The organism is Psychrobacter sp. HII-4 (genome assembly GCF_904846595.1).
Taxonomy (GTDB): Bacteria; Pseudomonadota; Gammaproteobacteria; order Pseudomonadales; family Moraxellaceae; genus Psychrobacter; species Psychrobacter celer.
In genome coordinates, this window is the sequence record NZ_CAJHBJ010000004.1 from 41207 (window position 1) to 62359 (window position 21153).

General features: G+C 44.9%; 14 protein-coding genes. 10 read left to right on the forward strand and 4 right to left on the reverse strand.

Features of this window, described 5'->3' with window-relative positions; translation table 11 throughout:
- Positions 1-211: 211 nt before the first annotated feature.
- Positions 212-4024, reverse strand: coding sequence for a methionine synthase (gene metH / locus JMX98_RS03785; protein WP_201584816.1), 3813 nt, complete (start codon positions 4022-4024; stop codon positions 212-214).
- A gap of 971 nt (positions 4025-4995) precedes the next feature.
- Positions 4996-6555 (reverse strand): alanine/glycine:cation symporter family protein, encoded by a 1560-nt coding sequence (locus JMX98_RS03790; RefSeq protein WP_201584817.1) that lies wholly within the window; start codon positions 6553-6555, stop codon positions 4996-4998.
- Positions 6556-7413: 858 nt separating this feature from the next.
- On the opposite strand from JMX98_RS03790, the gene JMX98_RS03795 reads away from it, so the two are divergent.
- From JMX98_RS03795 to JMX98_RS03810, 4 genes are all read left to right on the forward strand, one after another.
- On the forward strand, positions 7414-8046 hold the full coding sequence (locus tag JMX98_RS03795) for a LemA family protein (protein WP_075102559.1): 633 nt from the start codon (positions 7414-7416) through the stop codon (positions 8044-8046).
- Between the two features lie 156 nt (positions 8047-8202).
- Positions 8203-9369: a TPM domain-containing protein gene (locus tag JMX98_RS03800; protein ID WP_201584818.1), complete on the forward strand. Its 1167-nt coding sequence runs from the start codon at positions 8203-8205 to the stop codon at positions 9367-9369.
- A gap of 56 nt (positions 9370-9425) precedes the next feature.
- Positions 9426-9950, forward strand: coding sequence for a TPM domain-containing protein (locus JMX98_RS03805; RefSeq protein WP_105244887.1), 525 nt, complete (start codon positions 9426-9428; stop codon positions 9948-9950).
- Positions 9951-10163: 213 nt separating this feature from the next.
- Positions 10164-11162, forward strand: coding sequence for an adenosine deaminase (locus JMX98_RS03810; protein ID WP_201584820.1), 999 nt, complete (start codon positions 10164-10166; stop codon positions 11160-11162).
- A gap of 120 nt (positions 11163-11282) precedes the next feature.
- Here the strand turns inward: JMX98_RS03810 and JMX98_RS03815 are convergent, their stop codons facing one another.
- On the reverse strand, positions 11283-12119 hold the full coding sequence (locus tag JMX98_RS03815) for an SIR2 family NAD-dependent protein deacylase (RefSeq protein ID WP_201584821.1): 837 nt from the start codon (positions 12117-12119) through the stop codon (positions 11283-11285).
- 47 nt (positions 12120-12166) lie between these two features.
- Here JMX98_RS03815 and JMX98_RS03820 point away from each other — a divergent pair, with 47 nt between their 5' ends.
- Positions 12167-12517, forward strand: coding sequence for a hypothetical protein (locus JMX98_RS03820; RefSeq protein WP_227680019.1), 351 nt, complete (start codon positions 12167-12169; stop codon positions 12515-12517).
- Between the two features lie 445 nt (positions 12518-12962).
- Here JMX98_RS03820 and JMX98_RS03825 read toward each other — a convergent pair whose 3' ends face one another.
- A complete protein-coding gene (locus tag JMX98_RS03825) occupies positions 12963-14135 on the reverse strand; it encodes a Fic family protein (RefSeq protein ID WP_201584908.1) in 1173 nt (390 codons plus the stop codon).
- 796 nt (positions 14136-14931) lie between these two features.
- Here JMX98_RS03825 and JMX98_RS03830 point away from each other — a divergent pair.
- The 5 genes from JMX98_RS03830 (at position 14932) to JMX98_RS03850 (ending at position 21151) form a co-directional block, all read left to right on the forward strand.
- On the forward strand, positions 14932-17310 hold the full coding sequence (locus JMX98_RS03830; protein WP_201584823.1) for a type I restriction-modification system subunit M: 2379 nt from the start codon (positions 14932-14934) through the stop codon (positions 17308-17310).
- On the forward strand, positions 17310-18674 hold the full coding sequence (locus JMX98_RS03835) for a restriction endonuclease subunit S (RefSeq protein WP_201584824.1): 1365 nt from the start codon (positions 17310-17312) through the stop codon (positions 18672-18674). Before JMX98_RS03830 ends, JMX98_RS03835 begins: the two co-directional genes overlap by 1 nt.
- 41 nt (positions 18675-18715) lie before the next feature.
- Positions 18716-19426 (forward strand): hypothetical protein, encoded by a 711-nt coding sequence (locus tag JMX98_RS03840; protein ID WP_201584825.1) that lies wholly within the window; start codon positions 18716-18718, stop codon positions 19424-19426.
- Positions 19427-19607: 181 nt separating this feature from the next.
- Entirely contained in the window at positions 19608-20366 is a 759-nt protein-coding gene (locus tag JMX98_RS03845; RefSeq protein ID WP_201584826.1) for a hypothetical protein, read from the forward strand.
- Positions 20367-20530: 164 nt separating this feature from the next.
- Entirely contained in the window at positions 20531-21151 is a 621-nt protein-coding gene (locus JMX98_RS03850; protein ID WP_201584827.1) for a hypothetical protein, read from the forward strand.
- The last annotated feature ends 2 nt before the right edge of the window (positions 21152-21153 follow it).

A 21153-nucleotide genomic window follows, 5' to 3' on the forward strand; every position in this document is an offset into this window, starting at 1 on the left:
ACTAATCTGGATATGCGAATTGAAATATTAACTATTTAGAATATTTAAGAAAAGACAGTGTGAACATCTGCTGAGAGGATAAGGTATAAGTGTTGTCGCACAAAAAAGTTAAAGCTTCTTTGAGTTGTGTTTAAGAGATAAAAAACGGCGTACTAACTTTTAATTAGTACGCCGAATGTAGTCAATAATATCTCACTAAACCATTAATAATCTACAAATTCGGATTCAACCACTTCTCAGCAGTATTCATATCCCAATCTTTACGAGTGGCATAATCCTCTAACTGATCACGCCCAATCTTTCCGACGTTAAAGTACTCACTCTCAGGATGCGAATAATAAAAGCCACTGACCGAAGATGCTGGCCACATTGCATAGCTCTCGGTGAGCGTCGTGCCGATAGCGTCCACTGTACCCAGCCAATCAAATAATTTGCCTTTCTCCGTATGCTCAGGGCAAGCCGGATAGCCTGGCGCTGGGCGGATGCCAACGTATTTTTCTTTGATCAGCTCATCGTTGGTAAGTTCCTCATCAGCCTGATAGCCCCAGTAGTCTTTACGAATGCGCTCGTGCAAGTGCTCGGCAAAGGCTTCGGCTAGGCGATCAGACAGCGCTTGTACCATGATGGCATTATAATCGTCGCCTGCCGCTTTATACTTTTCAGCGAGTGCTTCAGTACCGATGATGGAGACGGTAAAGCCGCCTAGATAATCAGTGTGCGTGTCCGACGGTGAGATAAAGTCGGCCAAGCTAAAGTTTGGCTTGCCGCTGGCTTTATCCGATTGTTGGCGCAGATGCTCAAAGGTATGAGTTGGCTGTCCGCCGTCTTCCAGCGCTTTATCATAAACGGTGAGGGTATCGGTGCCAGTGCGCTTGGCTGGCATGATTTTAAACACCCCTTTAGCGACGACTAACTTTTCATCAATCATTTTTTGCATCAGGTTCTTGGCGTTATCGAACAGATCACGCGCGGCTTCTCCAACGACCTCATCTTGCAAGATTTTTGGATACTTACCTGCTAGACCCCAAGAGATAAAGAACGGCGTCCAGTCGATATAAGGGAGCAGCTTATCGATAGGGTAGTCGTCCAGTATCACTTGGCCGAGCTGATTCGGTACAGGCGGTGTATAGTTGTCCCAATCGTATTGAAAACCACCCTCAACTGATTCAGCATAAGTCAGCTTCGCCGCTTTGGGTTGACGCTTCGCGAGACGCTCGCGCACTTTGATATACTCTTCGCGGGTCTCATCGATGAGACTTTGACGGTTGTCTTTGGAGAGCAGCTTGGTCACCACGCCGACCGAGCGCGAGGCGTCCGCCACATAGATGACTGCATCATTACTATATTGCGGCTCGACTTTGACCGCAGTATGGGCTTTGGAGGTTGTTGCGCCGCCGATCATCAAGGGTAGAGTCATGCCGCGCTCTTGCATTTGCTTGGCAACATAGACCATCTCATCGAGACTCGGGGTAATCAGTCCTGATAGACCGATGACATCGACTTTCTCTTTGATAGCGGTATCGAGAATCGTCTCGCATGGCACCATCACGCCCAGATCAAGGATGTCGTAGCCGTTACAGCCGAGCACCACGCCGACGATGTTTTTGCCGATATCATGGACGTCGCCTTTGACGGTTGCCATCAGGACTTTACCTTTGACTTCGCCCTCGACTTTTTCCGCTTCGATGTACGGGTTCAGCCAAGCGACGGACTGCTTCATGACGCGCGCCGACTTGACCACTTGCGGTAGGAACATCTTACCCGAGCCAAATAAATCACCGACGATATTCATGCCATCCATCAAAGGCCCTTCGATAACGTCGAGTGGTTTGGGGTATTTCTCCCATGCTTCTTTGGTATCGGCTTCGATAAAGGTGGTGATGCCTTTGACCAGTGCATGGGCAATGCGCTCTTCTACCGTGCCCTCGCGCCAGCTCATATCGACGGTGCTGTCTTTTTTCTTACCGCCATCTTGATAGCTCTCAGCGATAGTCATCAAGCGTTCGGTGGCATCCTGACCACTCTCGCCTTGATTGCGATTGAGCATGACATCCTCAATCGCCTCGCGCGCCGCGATAGGGATATCGTCATAGACTTCTAGCATTGATGGGTTGACGATACCCATGGTCAAGCCATTTTTGATCGCATGATAAAGAAATACCGAGTTGATGGCTTCACGAATGGGGTTACCACGGAAGCTAAATGAGACGTTGGACACGCCGCCTGACACCATAGCATTAGGCAGATTCTCCGTGATCCATCTAGTCGCATTAATAAAGTCAGCGCCGTAGTTATTGTGCTCGGTGATACCGGTGGCGACCGCAAAGATATTGGGGTCAAAGATGATGTCCTCAGACGGGAAGCCAACTTCGTTGACCAGTACGTCATAGCTACGCTGACAGATCTGGATTTTGCGCTCATAAGTATCCGCTTGACCGTCCTCATCGAAGGCCATGACGATGATCGCCGCGCCGTAGCGCATACACAGCTTGGCATGACGCACGAACTCATCGTAGCCTTCTTTTAAGGAGATGGAGTTGACCACGCATTTGCCTTGCGCGCGCTTGAGGCCTTCTTCGATAATGTCCCATTTTGACGAGTCAAGCATCAAGGGTACGCGGCTGATATCCGGCTCACCCGAAACTAAGTTGACAAAATGAATCATCGCTTGCTTGGAGTCGAGCATACCCTCGTCCATATTGATATCGACGATTTGCGCACCGCCCTCGACTTGATCGCGCGCGACATCGAGGGCTTCGGTATAAGCTTCGGTTTTGATCAAGCGTAAGAACTTTTTAGAACCTGTGACGTTGGTACGCTCACCGACGTTGACAAACAGACTGTCGGCGGTGATGTTGAACGGCTCAAGCCCAGACAGACGACAAGCAGGGGCAATCTCTGGTATCACGCGCGGCGGATAGTTCGCCACCATATCCGCAATGTGGCGGATATGCTCAGGAGTAGTACCACAGCAGCCGCCCACGATATTTAGGATGCCCGCTTTGGCAAAGCCTTCTAGCAGCGCAGCCGTTTCTTCAGCGGTTTCGTCATATTCACCGAACTCATTTGGCAAGCCGGCATTAGGGTGGGCTGAGACATAAGTGTCAGCGATGTTTGAGAGCGTCTGAATATGCGGGCGCAGCGCATCAGCACCGAGCGCGCAGTTAAAGCCAACTGATAAAGGCTTGGCGTGACGGATAGAGTTATAAAACGCTTCCGCCGTTTGCCCCGATAGCGTGCGACCTGAGGCATCGGTGATGGTGCCTGAGATCATAATCGGCAGCTCAAAGCCGATATCATCAAATACGCCGGTGATGGCAAATATCGCCGCTTTGGCGTTTAGGGTGTCAAAGATGGTCTCAATCAATAGAATATCGACGCCGCCTTCGATCAGTGCCAGTGTCGCCTCGCGGTAATTGAGCACCAATTCATCAAAGGTGATATTGCGAAAGGCAGGGTCATTGACATCAGGAGAGATCGAACAGGTACGCGAAGTTGGGCCGATGACCCCAGCGACAAAGCGCGGCTTGTTAGGGGTTTTTGCGGTAAATTCGTCAGCTGCCACCCGTGCTATTTGCGCTGCGGTCTTGTTCAGCTCTGGCACCAGATATTCCATATCGTAGTCAGACATCGATAGCCGCGTACCATTAAAGCTATTGGTCTCGATAATATCAGCGCCAGCGGCTAGGTGGTCATGATGGATATCGGTAATCATCTGCGGCTGCGTGAGCACGAGCAGATCATTATTGCCGCGCACGTCTTGCTCGATATCAGCGAAGCGCTCACCGCGATAGTCGGCTTCCTCGAGCTTATATGTCTGAATCTGTGTTCCCATCGCACCATCAAGCATCAAGATACGCTTGGTCATCTCAGCTTCGATACGCGCGCGAGCCGTGAGCTGCTGCTCTTTATAAGGAAAGACGGCAGGTGGTGTTAGGACAAAGCCGTCCGCTGACGGTGCTGAGTGATCGGTTTGCGAAGAAGCCTGAGAGGTTGGCTGTTGAGTCGTCGGCTGTTGAGTCATAGGAGCGCTGCTTATTTCGTCAATATTTTAAAAAAGGAGAGGGCAAAAAGGTGTCAGTACATAACTACCGGTTATTACCACAAAATAGAATAGGCAAATTCGCATTATTTTAGCATGAAAAATCTATCGCACACGGGCAAGCCGATATTCCTTTGTGTCATATGATCATAAAGCGTTTAAGCATGAGTGATCAAACGCTGCACAAGAATCAGGCCCTCATAACACTTATCAGCTGAGCAGTGATGTTTGAGCTGACAGCAGTTTAGGCCATTTGATAAGGCGGCACAAATGAATATCATTTCGCTTAAAGATTACATAAAGCTTTGATTTTGACCATGGAAACTTAAAAACCTGCCCAAAAAACTGACAAAACTTACATCCATCGCACAAAAAATAGCTTAAATATGGATAGATGAATGATTGCCATATGTTAATTTGGATACATAAGGATTTGCATTTTACAAGTAATACTAAGAAGTCTTTTGACAATGTGGTTTATCAAAATGCGGTTTGTCAAACAGTTGTCATATCAGTATATATCGTAAAGAGTGGATAAACAAAGTAGCGTGTTATGTTATCCAATAGGTATTGTGCAGTACACCGTCATTTTCATTCATTGCTATACATTCATTGCTATATAAGTATCTGACGTTGGTAATATCAATAAAGGGTAGTGGCTTATAGATTAGCAGGCCTTATGAGTAAATCACTAGGGTGTGTCCTCATTTTAAAAATGGCGATAAAAATGAGATAAATCGCCGTCAAACAAGGAAAATAGCGCAAGTAATATCGAGATATTAGTCAGCTATTTGACACCGTTTGCCAAAGATTTAGCCATTTTTAGCCCTTTTAGTCATAAACGCTTGAATTAGGGACACGCCCTAAAGATAATGCCGCCAAATAACGGCTAAAAAAACCCGAGACACTGGTCTCGGGTTTTTTTATTATTAAAACTCAATACAATCGAGCGATTATTTAGGCTCTTTATGTAATGGGTCCGCATTCACTCTTTGTTGCCCTTTTAGATGGCGCTCTTCCCAATAAGTGGCGTTTTTGATGCCAAATTTCTTAGGATCAAAGGTGAACCTATTAGAAGTAGTACCGCCGCCTGCTTTGAGCTGGGCTTCATAGTCTCGCAAAATATCGATAGCAGGACGTGCCACAAAGAAGATAACGATGATACCAACGATATTGAGCCATGCCATAAGACCAACACCAACATCGCCGAGGCCCCAGATGTAGCCTGAGCTGTTGAGCGCGCCGTAAGCTACCATAAACATGATAACGAGCTTCACGATAAACTGACCTGTCTTACTCGCGCCTTTACCCATTGAGCGGGTCAGGTATGAGATATTGACTTCCGCGATATAGTAGTACGCCAAGATAGTGGTGAAGGCAAAGAAGAATACCGCGACAGCAATAAAGGTGTCACCAAAGTTGCCGTAGACAGACTCCATCGCCATTTGGGTGAATGATGGAGAGTTGATCTCAACATCAGCGGCGACGTTTTGGACGATAAACTGCCCTTCAGCCAGCTCGCCTTGGATGTTGTACATGCCAGTTGATAAGATCATAAAAGCAGTGGCAGAACAAACAAGCAAGGTATCTACATAGACTGAAAAAGCTTGTACCAAACCTTGCTGAGCTGGGTGATCGACCGCAGCGGCAGAGGCGGCGTGAGGACCTGTACCTTGACCTGCTTCGTTTGAGTAAATGCCACGTTTTACGCCCCAACCAATGGCAGCACCAAAGCCTGCTTGAGCAGTAAAGGCATCACCAATGATTGCGCCAAATACTTGCGGGATCATGCTGAAATTGGTGAACATGATAAGTAGAGCTAGGATAATGTAGCCTAGCGCCATAAATGGTACCGCATACTCAGTAAAGGTTGCGATACGCTTGATACCACCAAAGATGATAAAGCCTAAAACCACCAAAATGATAGCAAGAGCGATCAGGCGCGTGGTACCCGTCTCTATGCCAGCTAGAGTCATCGCCGAGCCTTCACCTGCGACCTGCGCGACAGCGTTGATGACACCGTTGGCCTGTACGCCAGGTAAGAACACACCACAAGCGACGATAGAGGCTATGGCGAATAAGATACCATACCATTTTTGGCCAAGGGCGCGTTCGAAGTAATATGCAGGGCCACCGCGATATTCGCCAGTAACGACGTCGCGCTCTTTATAGATTTGACCCAAAGTCGATTCGACATACGCGGTAGATGCGCCCAAGAATGCCACGATCCACATCCAAAATACTGCACCTGGGCCACCGAAGCCGATCGCGGCTGCCACCCCAGCGATGTTACCCATACCAACGCGGCCTGCGAGTGAGACGGCAAGTGCCTGAAATGATGAGATACCATCATTGTCTGGTTTGCCTTTAAACAACAGTCGGAGCATCTCCCCAAATAGACGAACTTGCACAAAGCGCGTCATTATAGAATAAAAAAGCCCGGCGCCTAGGCATAAATATACCAGCGCTGGGCTCCAAATAATTCCATTTGCTAAACTGACTAAACCTTCCATATCATGTATTCCTAGTACTGTCTTAAAGTGGCGCTGTATGCTAGGCGTAAACTAACTGGTTAACTTACTTATTCAAGTTAAGCAGTTAAATTATCAGCATCGACTTACCTGTGCTAGCGCAGTCTCATACGTTGTGTCACCACTAAGAATGGACTGTAGTTGTCTGTATTTGTCCGTAGGGCTGATCAGCAAATCATTCTACTGCTCGCCGCTATCTGTATCACATCAGTCACGGCTACGATTTATTGCTGTCTGAGCATAAGGCACGGCATAAATGACCAAGCGCTCAGATACGTTATAAGTAGACCCACAAACAAAACAGGCGGTTATATAATTAAATAGCCATCAAACTGATAGCGGGACTTGCTATGAGCAGCACGGTGCAATGACAGGGTATTGGACCAATAACAAACAAATCTGTTTAGTAAGTATTACGCAGTTTGTCAACGTTTTCATCAAGCTACCGATGGACTGCTAATACTAAACGAACCATATGTCCACTACCAAATGTATTCAAACCGTACGGCTACGTAACTGCAATTTGCCATATTTTTCTATTAATTACTAGAATTTTCTTTATATATAAGCGTATATATTCTTATTTAAGAAAGCTGCTTTTTCTAGGGTGGCAAGGGAGTAGACCTATGTTTGTGTTTATCCTAGCAGAAGCTTTTTGTTAAAAAACGATACAGGCGTCTGCTTACCGGCGGCATCGCGGTTGTGTTTTGGTAACGATGAATTGTAAAAGCAGTACGATAGCGCCATTATTACTACCATATCTTATAAGCTATAATGATAAAAATAGACACGGAATAGACGTGAACAGCTAGCGCAAAAAATGAAATTAGGAGAGAAATGATGACACGTAAATCTATGGTAAAACCCATGCTGATAGCAGCGGTACTAGCGACGTCTAGTGCCGGCCTCAGCGGCTGTGGCTATAATAATTTGCAAGCGCAAGACGAGCAGGTGACTGCATCGTGGTCAGAGGTGGTCAACCAGTATCAGCGCCGCGCAGATTTGGTGCCAAACTTAGTCAAAGTGGTACAGCAGTATGCTGAGCAAGAGCAAGAGGTGTTTACTCAAGTGGCCGAAGCGCGCGCGCGTGCTGGCAGCATTACCGTTACGCCAGAGGTGCTAAACGACCCAGAAGCGATGGAGCGTTATGCCGCCGCCCAAGAGCAGATGACAGGGGCGCTGTCGCGTTTGATGGCAGTGTCTGAGCGCTATCCTGAGCTCAAGTCAGATGCGTTGTTTCAAGATTTACAAGCTCAGCTAGAAGGCACAGAAAACCGTATCGCCGTCGCGCGCAACCGTTATATCCAAGAAGTGCAGGGTTATAACACCACCGTGCGTCAGTTCCCGACCAATATCACTGCCAAAGTATTTGGAATGGATACTAAGCCAAACTTTAGCGTGACCGACGAAGAGGCTATTTCGACTGCGCCAAGCGTCGATTTTGGTGACTCGGCGAACACGAGCGCTGAGTAGCTTCTAAGTCGCCATAAAATAAAGCGGTGTTGACCGCTTTATTTGTTTTAGGGGTTGTGGCACTGGTGTTTATGACCCAGAACTTTACGAGCCTAAATTTTAGTGTTTTATAATTTTACAATAAGTACAGCGGTCACTTAAGGTGGTATAGATTAGATGAATCATTCAAAAGCAATCTTATCAGTATTACTATTTACACTGAGTCTGGGCGGTGCACCGATGCTGCACGCCGCGCCCAACGACGCTGCTGATAGTGCGGTCGCTGTAGATAATGGCTCAAACGTGCAGAGCCGCAGTGTCGAAGAATTGGTGGCAATTGCCAAAGCAGGCGAATCCAATGAAGCCATTAATGAGGCAGTATTGGGGAATGAGGCGATCAACGAAGCCATTCTTAGCAATGACAGTCAAGATAGCAATGACACCATCAATTCTAATGCAGCGCAAACGACTGCTGCGCCGATACAATCAAGCGCCAAAAGCGTCGATGCTGACAAACTGATCCTAAATTCGCCTGTGGTGGATCAAGCCAATATCTTAAACCCGCAAGAAAAACAGCGCTTAGAGGCGCAGCTTAAGAGTATCTATCAGCAAGGTCTGGCGCAGGCGGCGGTTGTGATTGTACCGACGACCAACGGGCTGCCGATATTTGACTATGCGTTACAAGTGGCAGAAAAATGGCAGCTGGGCGACCAAGATATCGATGATGGTTTGCTGATGGTTGTCGCGGTCAATGACCGCAATATGTATATTTTGACCGGTTATGGGCTTGAGGGCGTGTTGCCTGATGCTGCGGTCAATCGCATCATTCGAGAAGACATCACCCCTTTGTTTAAACAAAACAATTATGGCGCTGGTATATTGGCAGGGGTAGACGCGCTAAAGACACGCCTGAGCGCTGATCCTGAGGTGCTGGCGCGTGCCGATGCCCAAGCAGCAGAGCGTAGTGCGCAGCAGGGAGGTGACGAGGTACCATCGCCGATCTTTTTGTTTATCATGGCGATGATTTTCGGTGGTTTTATTACTAATATATTTGGCCGTGTGTTTGGCTCTATCCTGACGGCTGGCGGCTTTTTTGCAGGCTCACTGGCGCTGGGTGGCGGATTTTTTATGACCGTCATTATGGCGATATTTTTGTGGATGTTCCTTATCTCACGTGGCTCAGGCGGTGGCAGGGGCGGCCGCGGCGGCGGTGGCGGCATGATTTTCTTACCGGGCATGGGCGGTGGTAGTGGCGGCAGCTTCGGTGGTGGTGGTTTTGGTGGCGGCGGCTTCGGCGGCGGCGGTGGTGGCTTTGGCGGCGGCGGTGCCGGTGGCTCTTGGTAGCCTTATACAATGAAAAAAACAATCGTGAGCAACGACGTATTTGAGGAAGTAATATAATGGCAGAAAACAATACTGCACATCCCAGCTTTGCCCGCTGGTGGCGCCAAGTCTTGTTTGTGCCTTTGATGCACAGCAAGTGGCTGACAGCGGCTGCCAAAGCGCGCTTGACAGCAAAAGTAACCAGCGCGGAGCGTGGTCATCGCGGCGAGGTATTTTTGATTATCGAAAACCATCTTCCTATTCAGCAGGCTTATCATATAGGCTGCCGTGAGCGCGCCATTGATTTGTTTAGTGAGTACCGTGTGTGGGATACCGAAGAAAACACAGGCGTGCTGGTCTATGTCAATATCTGTGAGCACAGTTTAGAGATTGTGGCAGATCGTGGCATCAGCGCCCATGTCAGCCCGACAGTGTGGCGCGCCATGTGTGACAAAGCTGTCGCTGGTATTGCCAATCAAAAAACAGAAGAAAGCTTGCTTGAGCTATTAGATGAGGTGGGGCAAGTGCTGCGGCAGTATTATCATCTCGAGCATGACCCTGCAGGCAACGAACTGTCTGATACAGTGGTGTACTTGAAGTAAGTTTGCTAGTTTTTAAAGAAAGCCTGATCAACACGCCCTAAGCATTTTTACTAAATGTTTTCACTTAGGTGCTTTTACTTAGCAGGCTTTTGTTAAATTCTTAAAGCGCTGTGCTGCTCACCTATTCACCTGTAGGGTTTGTCTATAGGGTTTTTGCGTCAATTCAAATATAATATCGTCTGTCCTAAGACAAACCGCCCTTATTGAGATATTATGATTGAATTAATAAAAAAACTGCCAAAAGCTGAGCTACATTTGCACATCGAAGGCTCGCTCGAGCCTGAGCTGATGTTTCGATTGGCGCAAAAAAACGACATCCAAATACCTTATAAAGACATAGACGACGTCCGCCGCGCCTATAACTTTACCAACCTACAAACCTTTTTAGATATCTATTATGCTGGTGCCAACGTCCTTATCACCCAACAGGACTTTTATGATTTGACGTGGGCCTATATCCTAAAGTGTGTCGAAGACAACGTCATTCATACCGAGATATTTTTTGACCCGCAGACCCATACCGAACGCGGCGTGGCTTTTGAAGCGGTCATCACAGGTATCAAAGAAGCCCTAGCGGATGCCAAAGAAAAGTACGGCATCACATCTTGTATCATCATGTGTTTTTTACGGCATTTGTCGCAAGATGCAGCATTTGAAACTTTAGAGGCGGCCATGGCATTCAAAGATGATATCGTCGGAGTGGGGCTTGACTCATCTGAGCTGGGCAATCCGCCGTCTAAGTTTACAGAAGTGTTTAGACAGGCCAAAGCCGCTGGCTTCAAAGTGGTGGCCCATGCTGGCGAAGAGGCAGATTTTTCTTATATTTATGAGGCGTTAGACGTTTTGCGCAGTGACAGGATCGATCACGGCGTGCAGGCGATACATAGCGCGGCGCTGATGCAGCGCTTAAAAGCGGAGCAAATGCCGCTGACCGTTTGCCCGAATTCAAATATCGAGCTTAAGGTGTTTGAGAGCTATCAAAATCACAATATAAAAATGCTGTTAGACTATGGGCTAAATGTCAGCGTTAACTCTGATGACCCTGCGTATTTTAAAGGCTATATCAATCAAAACTTTATCAATCTGGTAGAAAACTTGCCGCTGACAGAAGACGATATTGTCACTTTGGTAAAAAACGCCTTTAGAGCGTCATTCATAGACGATGATCTAAAACAAGCGTATTTGGCACGAGTGGATCTTGCGCTGCAATAAGCACGGCTCACGATGTCAAAAAAGGGGGAGCGCTTTATATAACGCGCTCCCCCTTTTTATTGCGCGACTTGATAGCGACGTATCTGATTTATTTGGACTCAACGATATCACTGGCCGCACTTATAAATCAGTAATCGCTTCTATCAGCGGCGGCAGTATCACGCCTGCTTTTTCTGCAAATGTGATATCGACGATGGTGTTTGGTGTGGGATTGGGGTTTATCTCCATAACTTGCGCGCCGTTTTGTTTGGCTAATTGCGCCAATCCCGCAGCAGGATAGACGAGGCTTGAGGTACCGATACTGATAAACACCTCGCAATTAGCCGCAGCTTCTTCGGCAGTCTGCCACGCCTGTACAGGTAGCGCTTCGCCAAACCAAACGATATTTGGTCTGATATAACCACCGCAATGCGGACAGGTGAGTAGGGTATTGTCAAAGCTCATATCGAGACGCGTATTAACGCTCATAGTGTTTTGCATAGTGTCTTGATGGTCGGATGCGGCGCTTGATTGCTCCTGATAGGGCGCATTACACTGACCACAGCGGTTGCGCCACAGATGCCCATGTAGGTGAGTCACCGAGCTACCCGCTTGTTCATGCAAGTCATCGACATTTTGGGTGATGAGTGTCACTGTTTGATCGGAGGTTTGCGCATGATACTGCCACTGGGCCAATGCATGATGCGCTGGGTTTGGTGCTTTATCAGCCACTAACTGCCTGCGCCACTGATACCACGACCATACAAGCTTTGGATCACGAATAAAGGCTTCAGGGGTTGCCAAATCCTCGACGCCGTAGTTTTCCCATAACCCTGTTTGCTTATCTCGAAACGTTGGGATGCCGCTTTCTGCAGAAATACCAGCCCCAGTCAAAATGCAAATACGTGATTTCGATCTCAATAGTTGTGCTGCACGCTGTACTTCTGTTATGAGTGCGGGTGTTAACTCTGCTAACATGAGCCAACCCTTATTAATGATGGATATATTTTCTTATGATAGACGGAATGTGGTGGCTTGTCATACTATTCACTGTGATTGCCGCCTTGTGGCTATTGGCAAAATCACGTGGCGCAAAGACGGACACAGGGCGCAGTGGTAAGCAATCAAACCAGCGGCCTTCTAATGACGCGCTACAAAAAACCTCAGTGCTGTTTAAGCAGTTTTTTCCTGATTATCAAGTCACGCGTAAAGCCAAGCATTTGCTCATCTGTAAACACAATAAAAAAGTGGCGATGATTACCATCGATAAAACACTGGCAGCCGGTCAGCGCCGTTTGGGCGGTATTCCTGTGATCAATTATCACCGCGTGCCCAGCCGCGCCCAGCTCGCTACTCATTTGCAAGAGGCAGAGTAGGCGGCGCTTGTATCAGTGGATAAAGAGCAAGTAGGTATTTTCAAAGAAAGTTTCTTAGAGCTGGTCATTTAACAAGCTGGCCGTTTAAAAGAGGCGGCTTAATTAAATAGTCACGTGACGAATAACAAGCCAGAAGCTGCGAGTAAATTTAACAACACTTGATAGAGGCTACTAGGTCATGATAAATAATATCAAAAGACTTGAAGTTTTGATATTAAAGGGCTTTAGAGGTCTGAGGTAATGCTGAGGAAGGGGGAAATACGATGATTGGTGCGCTCGGCGGGAGTCAACCCTAATCTCATAAGCCTTAATAGCAAAGGGGTAGGCTATTGTTGTAAATTAATTTAACAACAGATTTAACAACATTTTGTTATCGCTAATGATCAGAACTTATTGTTTGAGTGATTACTCGCCCTTTGACTATTTCACTTTGAATAAAGCCTTCTTAAATTGCTAAAACCAGTTTTCCGTCTTGTTCAGATAAAAAACCTTCTTCTATTAAAGTCCCTATATCCCGATAAAAGGTTCGCTCCGTGCGATTACTGTATAAAGCCTTGATTTGCGGATTACGTAATAATGCAGCAGAGGTGTAATTATCACTAAGCCCCATCATGACCATAATAGTATTAAACTGCCTTTCAGAAATCACTTTATTAAACTTCGCATTGTTTAGACTGCCTTGATACAGTAAAAAACCAATTAATTTATTACACTGATCATGCAAGTCATTAATCGTTTGCAGCATACCCTCCATCACAAAATTGACAAAAGCTTGATTGGGCATATCCTTTTTATCTTTGGCTTGCTTGCGGCAATGATTGAATAAAGCAAAGTACTCATGAATATTTTGTTGATAGTACTGCCATATAGCTGATGATGACAGTCTATAGCCTGATTGCTCATATATTAGCATCTCAATTAAGCGCCCCGTCCTACCGTTGCCGTCCCAAAAGGGATGAATAAGCTCAAAATAGTAATGAGCCAAACTTGCTCGAACAATCACATGCTGACCAATAATAGCAGGGCTGTTTAGCCACTCAACCCAAGCTTGTAATAGGTACTCAATGTCTTTAAGGCACTTCGGGGGCTGATAACGTCCCCCAGACTCTGTATTACCGACATAAGTCTTTTGCCATTTTTCATTATCTCTAAATTGCCCAACTGGGTTATGCCCTTCATCTAAGCCTTGCGAGACCAAAGCATGCAGGTGTGTAATATCTGCTAATAAGAAGGGTTTGCCTTGTGTAGGCTCAAACTGTAGATTACGGTGTTTGTTTACCCACAGCAAAGCGTCTTTTAGATTAAATAAGCGTTTTTCGGCTGTCTTCTGAAACTCTTTTGGGTCGGTATGTAAGATACTATCCGTTTCTTCTTCGCTAAATTCTCCACCTTCAATAGTATTGGTACTGTAAACACTACTGACCAAAACCTTCTCTTGAATTTTATCTATAATTTCTGGCACTGTTGGCGTCTTATTAAAGCGTAATTGAGCATCATCAATACGCCTTAAAAGTGCTTCATCAGGCAAGCAGCCAAGCGTAAAGGTGAATGCGCCAGAACGATGGGTCATTACTCTAAGTGTGTTATCGTCAATCCACTCTTTAGATTGCTCTGCCATAATAATGAACCGTAATTTGTCAAAGAAAATGTCAAAATAATTATCAGCTAAAGCCATTATAGAATAAAGGGTGTAGAAAAATATAGACTAAAAATGTCAAAGAAAATGTCAAGCTTATTGACCAGTCAAGATGCAAAGCGCTTAAATGGGTGCAAAACAGGCGCAAATAATATACGTTTTTCGTGCGTTTTCTTGCACTGTGCCTAATGGGTCTTATTCGACTTGCCAGCTTATCGCGTGTCTGTGGCTGATTCTGTAATGCGATGATTTCATCTGTTTTCTTGGTGCCTTGGTGCTTGCTTGGTTCCGCTATAACGGTGTGCTGATATCGGTTTGCGAGTTTGGCACCAAGAGCAAAAACGCCTTTTTTGGTGCTTAACTTTTCGCTTCTTGGTGCCACATTTCCCTAATCAATTTTCCTGATGCTGTTAGGTTTCCGTCCTCACGCCTTTGTGTGTATAGCTGTTTCCACTTTATCGGTTTCTAAAACTGACAAGAAATATTTCCTGATTATCGTCAGTTTCCTGTATTTTTCCTCACCTTTGGCAGTGCCAGTGCTGATACTAAAATAACTTGCACTTTGCTTGCATGGGGTTAAATTGCTAAACGTACATAGTACGTCGAATTTCTATACGATGAAATCTATTAGCCTTCTAACAAATCTCACATTCAGACTTGCCGAGTAATGTCGAATACCCTTATGATGGTTGTATTTTATCTAAGATGAGCCATCACCTCATCGCTGACATACGATTTACAATCTCTATCCTTGCCCAACAAACAATAAGACGAACCCATGACCAAAAACTTCTCTCAAACAGCGGCTTTCATCTGGTCTGTCGCTGACCTATTACGTGGTGATTTCAAGCAATCTCAATACGGCCGCATTATCTTGCCATTTACACTACTACGCCGCTTAGAGTGCGTATTAGAAGAGACCAAAGCCGCTGTGGTGGCTGAGAGCCAACGTATTGCAGGTTTGCCTATAGAGAAGCAGCCAAAAACTGAAGAAGCGCAAGCCAATTTTCTTAAGCGCGCCAGCAAGCGACCTTTTTACAATACCTCGCCCATGGATCTTAGCAAAATGGGTCAAAGCGATATTAAGGATAACCTAAACACTTACGTGCAATCCTTCTCTAAAGATGCGCGTGAGATATTTGAGCACTTTAAATTTGAAGAGTTTGTCGGTCAATTGGCTGATGCTAACCTGCTATATAAAGTGGTGCGGATGTTTGCCACTACGGATCTTAGCCCTGAGGCGATATCCAATCATGAAATGGGCTTTGTCTTTGAAGAGCTGATTCGCCGCTTTGCTGAAAGCTCGAACGAGACCGCTGGGGAGCACTTTACCCCGCGCGATATCGTGCGACTGACGACTTCATTGGTCTTTATGGAAGATGATGACGCCTTGACCAAAGACGGCATTATTCGCACCATATATGACCCGACAGCAGGGACGGGCGGCTTCCTGTCATCAGGTATGGAGTACGTGCTAGAGCTAAACCCTGACGCCGTAATGCGTACCTATGGACAAGAGCTAAACCCTGAGTCTTATGCCATCTGTAAAGCCGATATGCTGATCAAAGGGCAAGAGGTGAATAACATTAAGCTGGGCAATACCTTATCCAGTGATCAGCTGGCAGGTGAGCAGTTTGACTACATGCTATCGAATCCACCGTTTGGGGTGGACTGGAAAAAGATATCAGGTGAGATTAAGGACGAGCACGAACAAAAAGGTTTTGACGGTCGCTTTGGGGCAGGCTTGCCGCGGGTGTCTGATGGTTCGCTATTGTTCCTGATGCACTTATTAAGCAAGATGCGTCCGATCGTTAGTAACGAGCAGAGTGATGAGCAATCGACAGCCAATAGCAATCAGGGCAGCCGTATCGGTATCATTTTAAATGGCTCGCCATTGTTTACAGGCGGTGCAGGAAGCGGCGAGAGTGAGATCCGTCGTTATATCCTTGAGGCTGATTTACTAGAAGCCATCATCGCTCTGCCTACTGATATGTTCTACAACACAGGTATTGCTACCTATGTATGGGTGCTCAGCAATAAAAAAGCAGCCGCGCGCCGTGGCAAGGTGCAACTGATCGACGGTAGCAATCTATACAGCAAGATGCGTAAATCGCTTGGCTCAAAGCGTAACGAGATGAGCGATGACGATATCAAGACCATTATTCGTAGCTTTGGTGACTTTGAAGTGGTTGATGCGCGTGTGCTCGATAAGCCTGAAGAGGTGAAGTCTAACCGTGGCCGTCAAGCGGCTAATCCTAAAGCGGAACCTGCTAAGACCTTTGCCAGTAAGATATTTGCCACTCATGAGTTTGGCTATCGCCGTATTACCATTGAGCGTCCGCTACGTCTATCGGCTCAGCTGTCAGATAGCGCGTTAGAGACCCTACGTTATGCACCTAAACCGTTCGATATGGTCATGCCAGCGCTGTATGAGGCATTTGGTGGTAACTGGACGACTGACAACTATGGCGACTTATCGGCGGTTACGACTGAGGCGCGTGCGATGATTAAGGCGGACTTTTCTGAGCTAAAAGAAAAGCAAATCAAAGACGTGCTTGACTCTAAAGTATGGCGAGATCAGCTTACGCTTATACATAAAGCCAAAGCCTTGCAAGCGGCGATTGGTGAAAACCAATTCGATGACTACAATGAGTTTGAAAAAGTGTTTAAGCAAGCGTTAAAAGACGCTGAGATTAGCTTAGACACCAAAGAGAAAAAGCAGCTGATGGATGCTATCACATGGAAAAACCCTGAAGCTGAGCCCGTCATCAAAAAAGCGGTCAAGGTTGAAAGTCCGCTTTATGGTGCGTTTAGCTATAAGCCTAGTCAATCAGACAAGCCAGCCAAAATAGTAGAGTTCCAAACAGACAGCGATCTACGTGATTATGAAAACGTACCACTTAATCCTGAAGTGACGACCACTGAACTGATTGAAAGTTACTTTGCCAATGAAGTGCAGCCGCATGTGCCTGATGCGTGGATCAATGCCGATAAAGTAGACGCGATAGATGAAGAGATTGGTATTGTTGGCTTTGAGATACCGTTTAACCGTCATTTCTATGTGTATGAGCCACCGCGCCCGCTGGCTGAGATTGATGCGGATTTAGATAAAGTCAGCGCGGAGATTATGCAGTTATTGGGTGAGGTGCATTCATAATGGCAAAATACATTACTTATGCAAGTCATAAAGCTACAAATATTACTGGTTTAGAAAACATACCTGAACATTGGGAAATTAAACAAGTTCGCTACTTATTATTAGATGGTCAAGACGGTATTAAAATAGGACCTTTTGGTAGTGCTTTGAAACTAGAGGATATGGTTGAGGCAGGTTACAAAGTTTACGGGCAGGAAAATGTCATTAAGAAGGACTTTTCTTTGGGTAAAAGATGGATTAGTGAAAATAAATTTAATGCTATGCAGGTTTATCGAGTTCACTCTGGTGACATACTAATCACTATGATGGGTACTAGCGGTAAGTGTGAAATCGTACCTGATGACCACCAGACTGGGATTATTGATTCGCATCTTATACGTTTGGGATTACAAAAGGATAAAATGTTACCCAAATTTTTTAAGGTTTTAATTGATGGAACTTTAGAAATTGAGTATCAGGTTAAAATTCAGGGTAAAGGTTCAATAATGCATGGGCTTAACTCCAGCATAATCAAAAGCTTAGAACTGCCTATACCTCCATTATCAGAACAAAAGGACATTCTAAACTTCCTCGACTTTGAGACCGCCCAAATCGATACCCTAATCGAAAAGCAGCAAACCCTTATCCAACTGTTAAAAGAGAAACGCCAAGCGGTCATTAGTCATGCGGTGACGAAAGGCTTAAACCCTGATGCGCCGATGAAAGATTCAGGCGTCGAATGGCTTGGTGAAGTGCCTGAGCATTGGGAAGTAAAAGGTATCAAACGTCTATCTGAGATAAAACGAGGTGCTAGTCCAAGACCTATCGCTGACCAAAAATATTTTGACGACGAAGGTGAGTATGCTTGGACACGTATTGCAGATGTTTCTAGAGCGGGTATGTACTTAGATACGACAACACAGCGTTTGTCTGATTTAGGCGCTGCTTTAAGTGTCAAGTTAGAAGCAGGTGAGTTGTTTTTGAGTATCGCGGGTACTGTAGGCAAGCCATGTATAACAATATCAAAAGCATGTATCCATGATGGATTTGTTTATTTTCCAACTTTAAAAATTAATAATAAGTTTCTCTTTTATATTTTTGAAGCAGGACAAGCTTATTTAGGTCTAGGCAAGATGGGTACTCAGTTAAACTTAAATACTGAAACTGTTGGCGGTATTGAAATAGGTTTACCACCTAAAAAAGAGATAGAGGCAATCATCAAATATATAGAAGATGAGACAGCTAGATTTGACCATCTAATAGATAAAGCAGAACAAGCCATCCAACTCATGCAAGAACGCCGAACCGCTCTAATATCCGCTGCTGTTACGGGTAAGATTGATGTGCGGGGTTGGACTGCGCCTGATATTGAAGTAGGAACTTAATCACTAAACTAACTGTAATGATTTGCAAGAAGGTATAAGTAATGCTTGAGTCTTTAAAAGCCTTAAGGGTATTAAAAAAAATTAATAAATTCAATGCAAAAGGTGACCATGAAGCTGCCCTAAAGTTATGTAATGAAGGATACGCGACCTATGCTAGTAGCAAAAAATTAGCAACTCGTCTCCATGCGCAGGCTATTTTGACAGCGAAAGGTACCACCTTACTTTATCTCGATAGAAATCTTGATGCGATTTCAAACTCCGATAGCATCATTAGGCTAATTGCTGAGAGGGTAGATAGTGATCTTTGGTCTGCCTATGACAGAGAAGCTCACTGGACTAAAATAAGAGGGCTATACGCCCTAAAAGATTATGAAAAAGTCGTTCAGCTTATAGATTCAATCAGTGATGAATATACAACCTATACTGACAGCGTGACAGAATGTATAACAGCTAGTATGTTACTGCTAAAAACTGAAGTTCTAAAGGTAGAAGGAGGGTTTAATGCTGAGCGATTTGAGATACTTCGAAAAATAGTTAGCCGCTATCATCCCAGTAGTGAACCCAATGTGATAGCACAAGTCATAACAGCAATTAGTGAGATGTTAGTTACTTGTATTCAAGAAGATCATTATGAACATGCTTTTCAAATGTACCAGCATGCGGTGTCTCTGTATGGACCACATAGAATAGAAGTACAGAGAATGGAAGCTGCTTTACAGCCATTCAAAGCGTATTTAGATGGGAATGAATAGTTTTGTAGCAAGAGTTATATGCACCTAAAAGCCGTAAAAAGAAAGTATTGCTTTGTTCAGCTTGTAATGAAAACCCTTTAGATAGCAATTTTGCTATTATTGATTTTACTTAATTTGCTAAAAAGACTGGTAAGTTAAATACGTCTTTTACTTAAATAATATAACCACAAGGACCAAAGTTGTGAAAGTATTTACCCTAGTCGCTATAGTAGCTGCCATGACCGTAACCAATACCGCACAAGCCGAAACTTATAAATGGGAAGATGATTTTTGCAGTATGCAGGGTGAGTTTGACAGTAATAAATATACTGCTAAGCAAATCAAGAATTCACATTTAGTATTAGAAAGCTTAACCAGATCAAATCTAGATAGCTTTTTTTCGCCTATGAGTATTGAGGCGTTAGACAAATTGTCGATGAAAGACCTAGATATACTAACCGAAGAATACAAGCAAGTTAAGCGCAATGTAGAACGACTTGACGTTGTGCCTGAAGCAAAAGGTTATAAGCAAGAGTTGGTCAAATCTATTGACGGCGAATATAAACAAAATAAATTGACGATTTTGGGATATCTGAATCCCAGTGAGGCACTCAAGCAAAGCCCGCAAATGTGTAAAACTTATATTGAGCCGTTATTAAAGAATGAAACGGCTGTGCAAAATAGATGGAAGCAGTTTGTTGAAGAGCAAATTCAAGAACAAGCAGATATCACAGACGATGGTGGTAAGTATTATCGCAGTTTGGCTACCAAGCGCTATCAGGAAGAAAAAGCCAGCAACCCTACTAAGTACGCCAAGATAAACTTGGTTACTTTTGGCTTTGGTAATTGCGTGAATGAGCAGGTCTATCATGCTGACTCTGAAGTGGTATTTAAAAATCAGCAAAAGCTCAATAAAACCTTGTTTGGTAAAAGCTTTAAGCAGATGTGCGATGAGCCGTAAAACTTGGATTACGTTTTTTAATGAAGCCGAATAAACCGCCCAACTCGTGCAAGTATGCCGCACCGCTCTAATATCTGCTGCCGTCACGGGTAAGATTGATTGATGTTCGAGGGTGGGTTGTGCCTGAGTAGAGTACACGGTCTGAATTAAAAATAGAGTTAGCTATGAAAAACAACGCTATAAAATACCGAAAAATAAGAGGCATCAACCGCCGTAAACGTGCTATTGAGCAATGGGGTGATAATCGTAAGAGCCTTAATATTGATCTACTGACTCAAGAAAAAAGAGACTACGTTAAGTTTCGGGTACAACCATGGTCGCGCTTACCTTTAGGCAGTAGTGTTTATCCTGAGCCAACAGGTGACTGTGAGTATTTACTGATTAAAAATTTGCAAAAAATCTATCAGTCATGGCAAGACCCGTTAGAAGCGTTGCAAACTCCTTACTATCTACAAATTTGGCTATACGAAGAATATATCAGTCAATCCCAAGTAGTTTGCGCGATAAAGGATCATAAAAACTTTTATCAGAATACCTTTGAGTCAGTAGATAAACAGCCCCAAAATGGTATTCAAAGCTCTATTCACTACAATGCAAACACTGCTAAGTACTTAGATTGCCATATCTGGCAGCTCAGTCGGCATATTGAAGCTTATGATATGACCGATGAAGACAGTAGAGAAATGGTGCAAGAGACTGACCCTAGTAAGATATTGAGAACAGAGATTATTAATGGTCGAGAACATAAGATCGTTGAAATTAACAAAGTTTGGTTGATCTCGTAAGC

What these genes read in the sequence shown, in the direction of transcription:
- JMX98_RS03850 (WP_201584827.1), top strand. Translation starts at nt 20,531, where the DNA reads ATGAAAAACAACGCTATAAAATACCGAAAAATAAGAGGCATCAACCGC.
- JMX98_RS03810 (WP_201584820.1), top strand. Translation starts at nt 10,164, where the DNA reads ATGATTGAATTAATAAAAAAACTGCCAAAAGCTGAGCTACATTTGCAC.
- metH (WP_201584816.1), bottom strand. Translation starts at nt 4,024, where the DNA reads ATGACTCAACAGCCGACGACTCAACAGCCAACCTCTCAGGCTTCTTCG.
- JMX98_RS03800 (WP_201584818.1), top strand. Translation starts at nt 8,203, where the DNA reads ATGAATCATTCAAAAGCAATCTTATCAGTATTACTATTTACACTGAGT.
- JMX98_RS03820 (WP_227680019.1), top strand. Translation starts at nt 12,167, where the DNA reads ATGTGGTGGCTTGTCATACTATTCACTGTGATTGCCGCCTTGTGGCTA.
- JMX98_RS03790 (WP_201584817.1), bottom strand. Translation starts at nt 6,555, where the DNA reads ATGGAAGGTTTAGTCAGTTTAGCAAATGGAATTATTTGGAGCCCAGCG.
- JMX98_RS03835 (WP_201584824.1), top strand. Translation starts at nt 17,310, where the DNA reads ATGGCAAAATACATTACTTATGCAAGTCATAAAGCTACAAATATTACT.
- JMX98_RS03815 (WP_201584821.1), bottom strand. Translation starts at nt 12,119, where the DNA reads ATGTTAGCAGAGTTAACACCCGCACTCATAACAGAAGTACAGCGTGCA.
- JMX98_RS03795 (WP_075102559.1), top strand. Translation starts at nt 7,414, where the DNA reads ATGACACGTAAATCTATGGTAAAACCCATGCTGATAGCAGCGGTACTA.
- JMX98_RS03830 (WP_201584823.1), top strand. Translation starts at nt 14,932, where the DNA reads ATGACCAAAAACTTCTCTCAAACAGCGGCTTTCATCTGGTCTGTCGCT.
- JMX98_RS03840 (WP_201584825.1), top strand. Translation starts at nt 18,716, where the DNA reads ATGCTTGAGTCTTTAAAAGCCTTAAGGGTATTAAAAAAAATTAATAAA.
- JMX98_RS03805 (WP_105244887.1), top strand. Translation starts at nt 9,426, where the DNA reads ATGGCAGAAAACAATACTGCACATCCCAGCTTTGCCCGCTGGTGGCGC.
- JMX98_RS03825 (WP_201584908.1), bottom strand. Translation starts at nt 14,135, where the DNA reads ATGGCAGAGCAATCTAAAGAGTGGATTGACGATAACACACTTAGAGTA.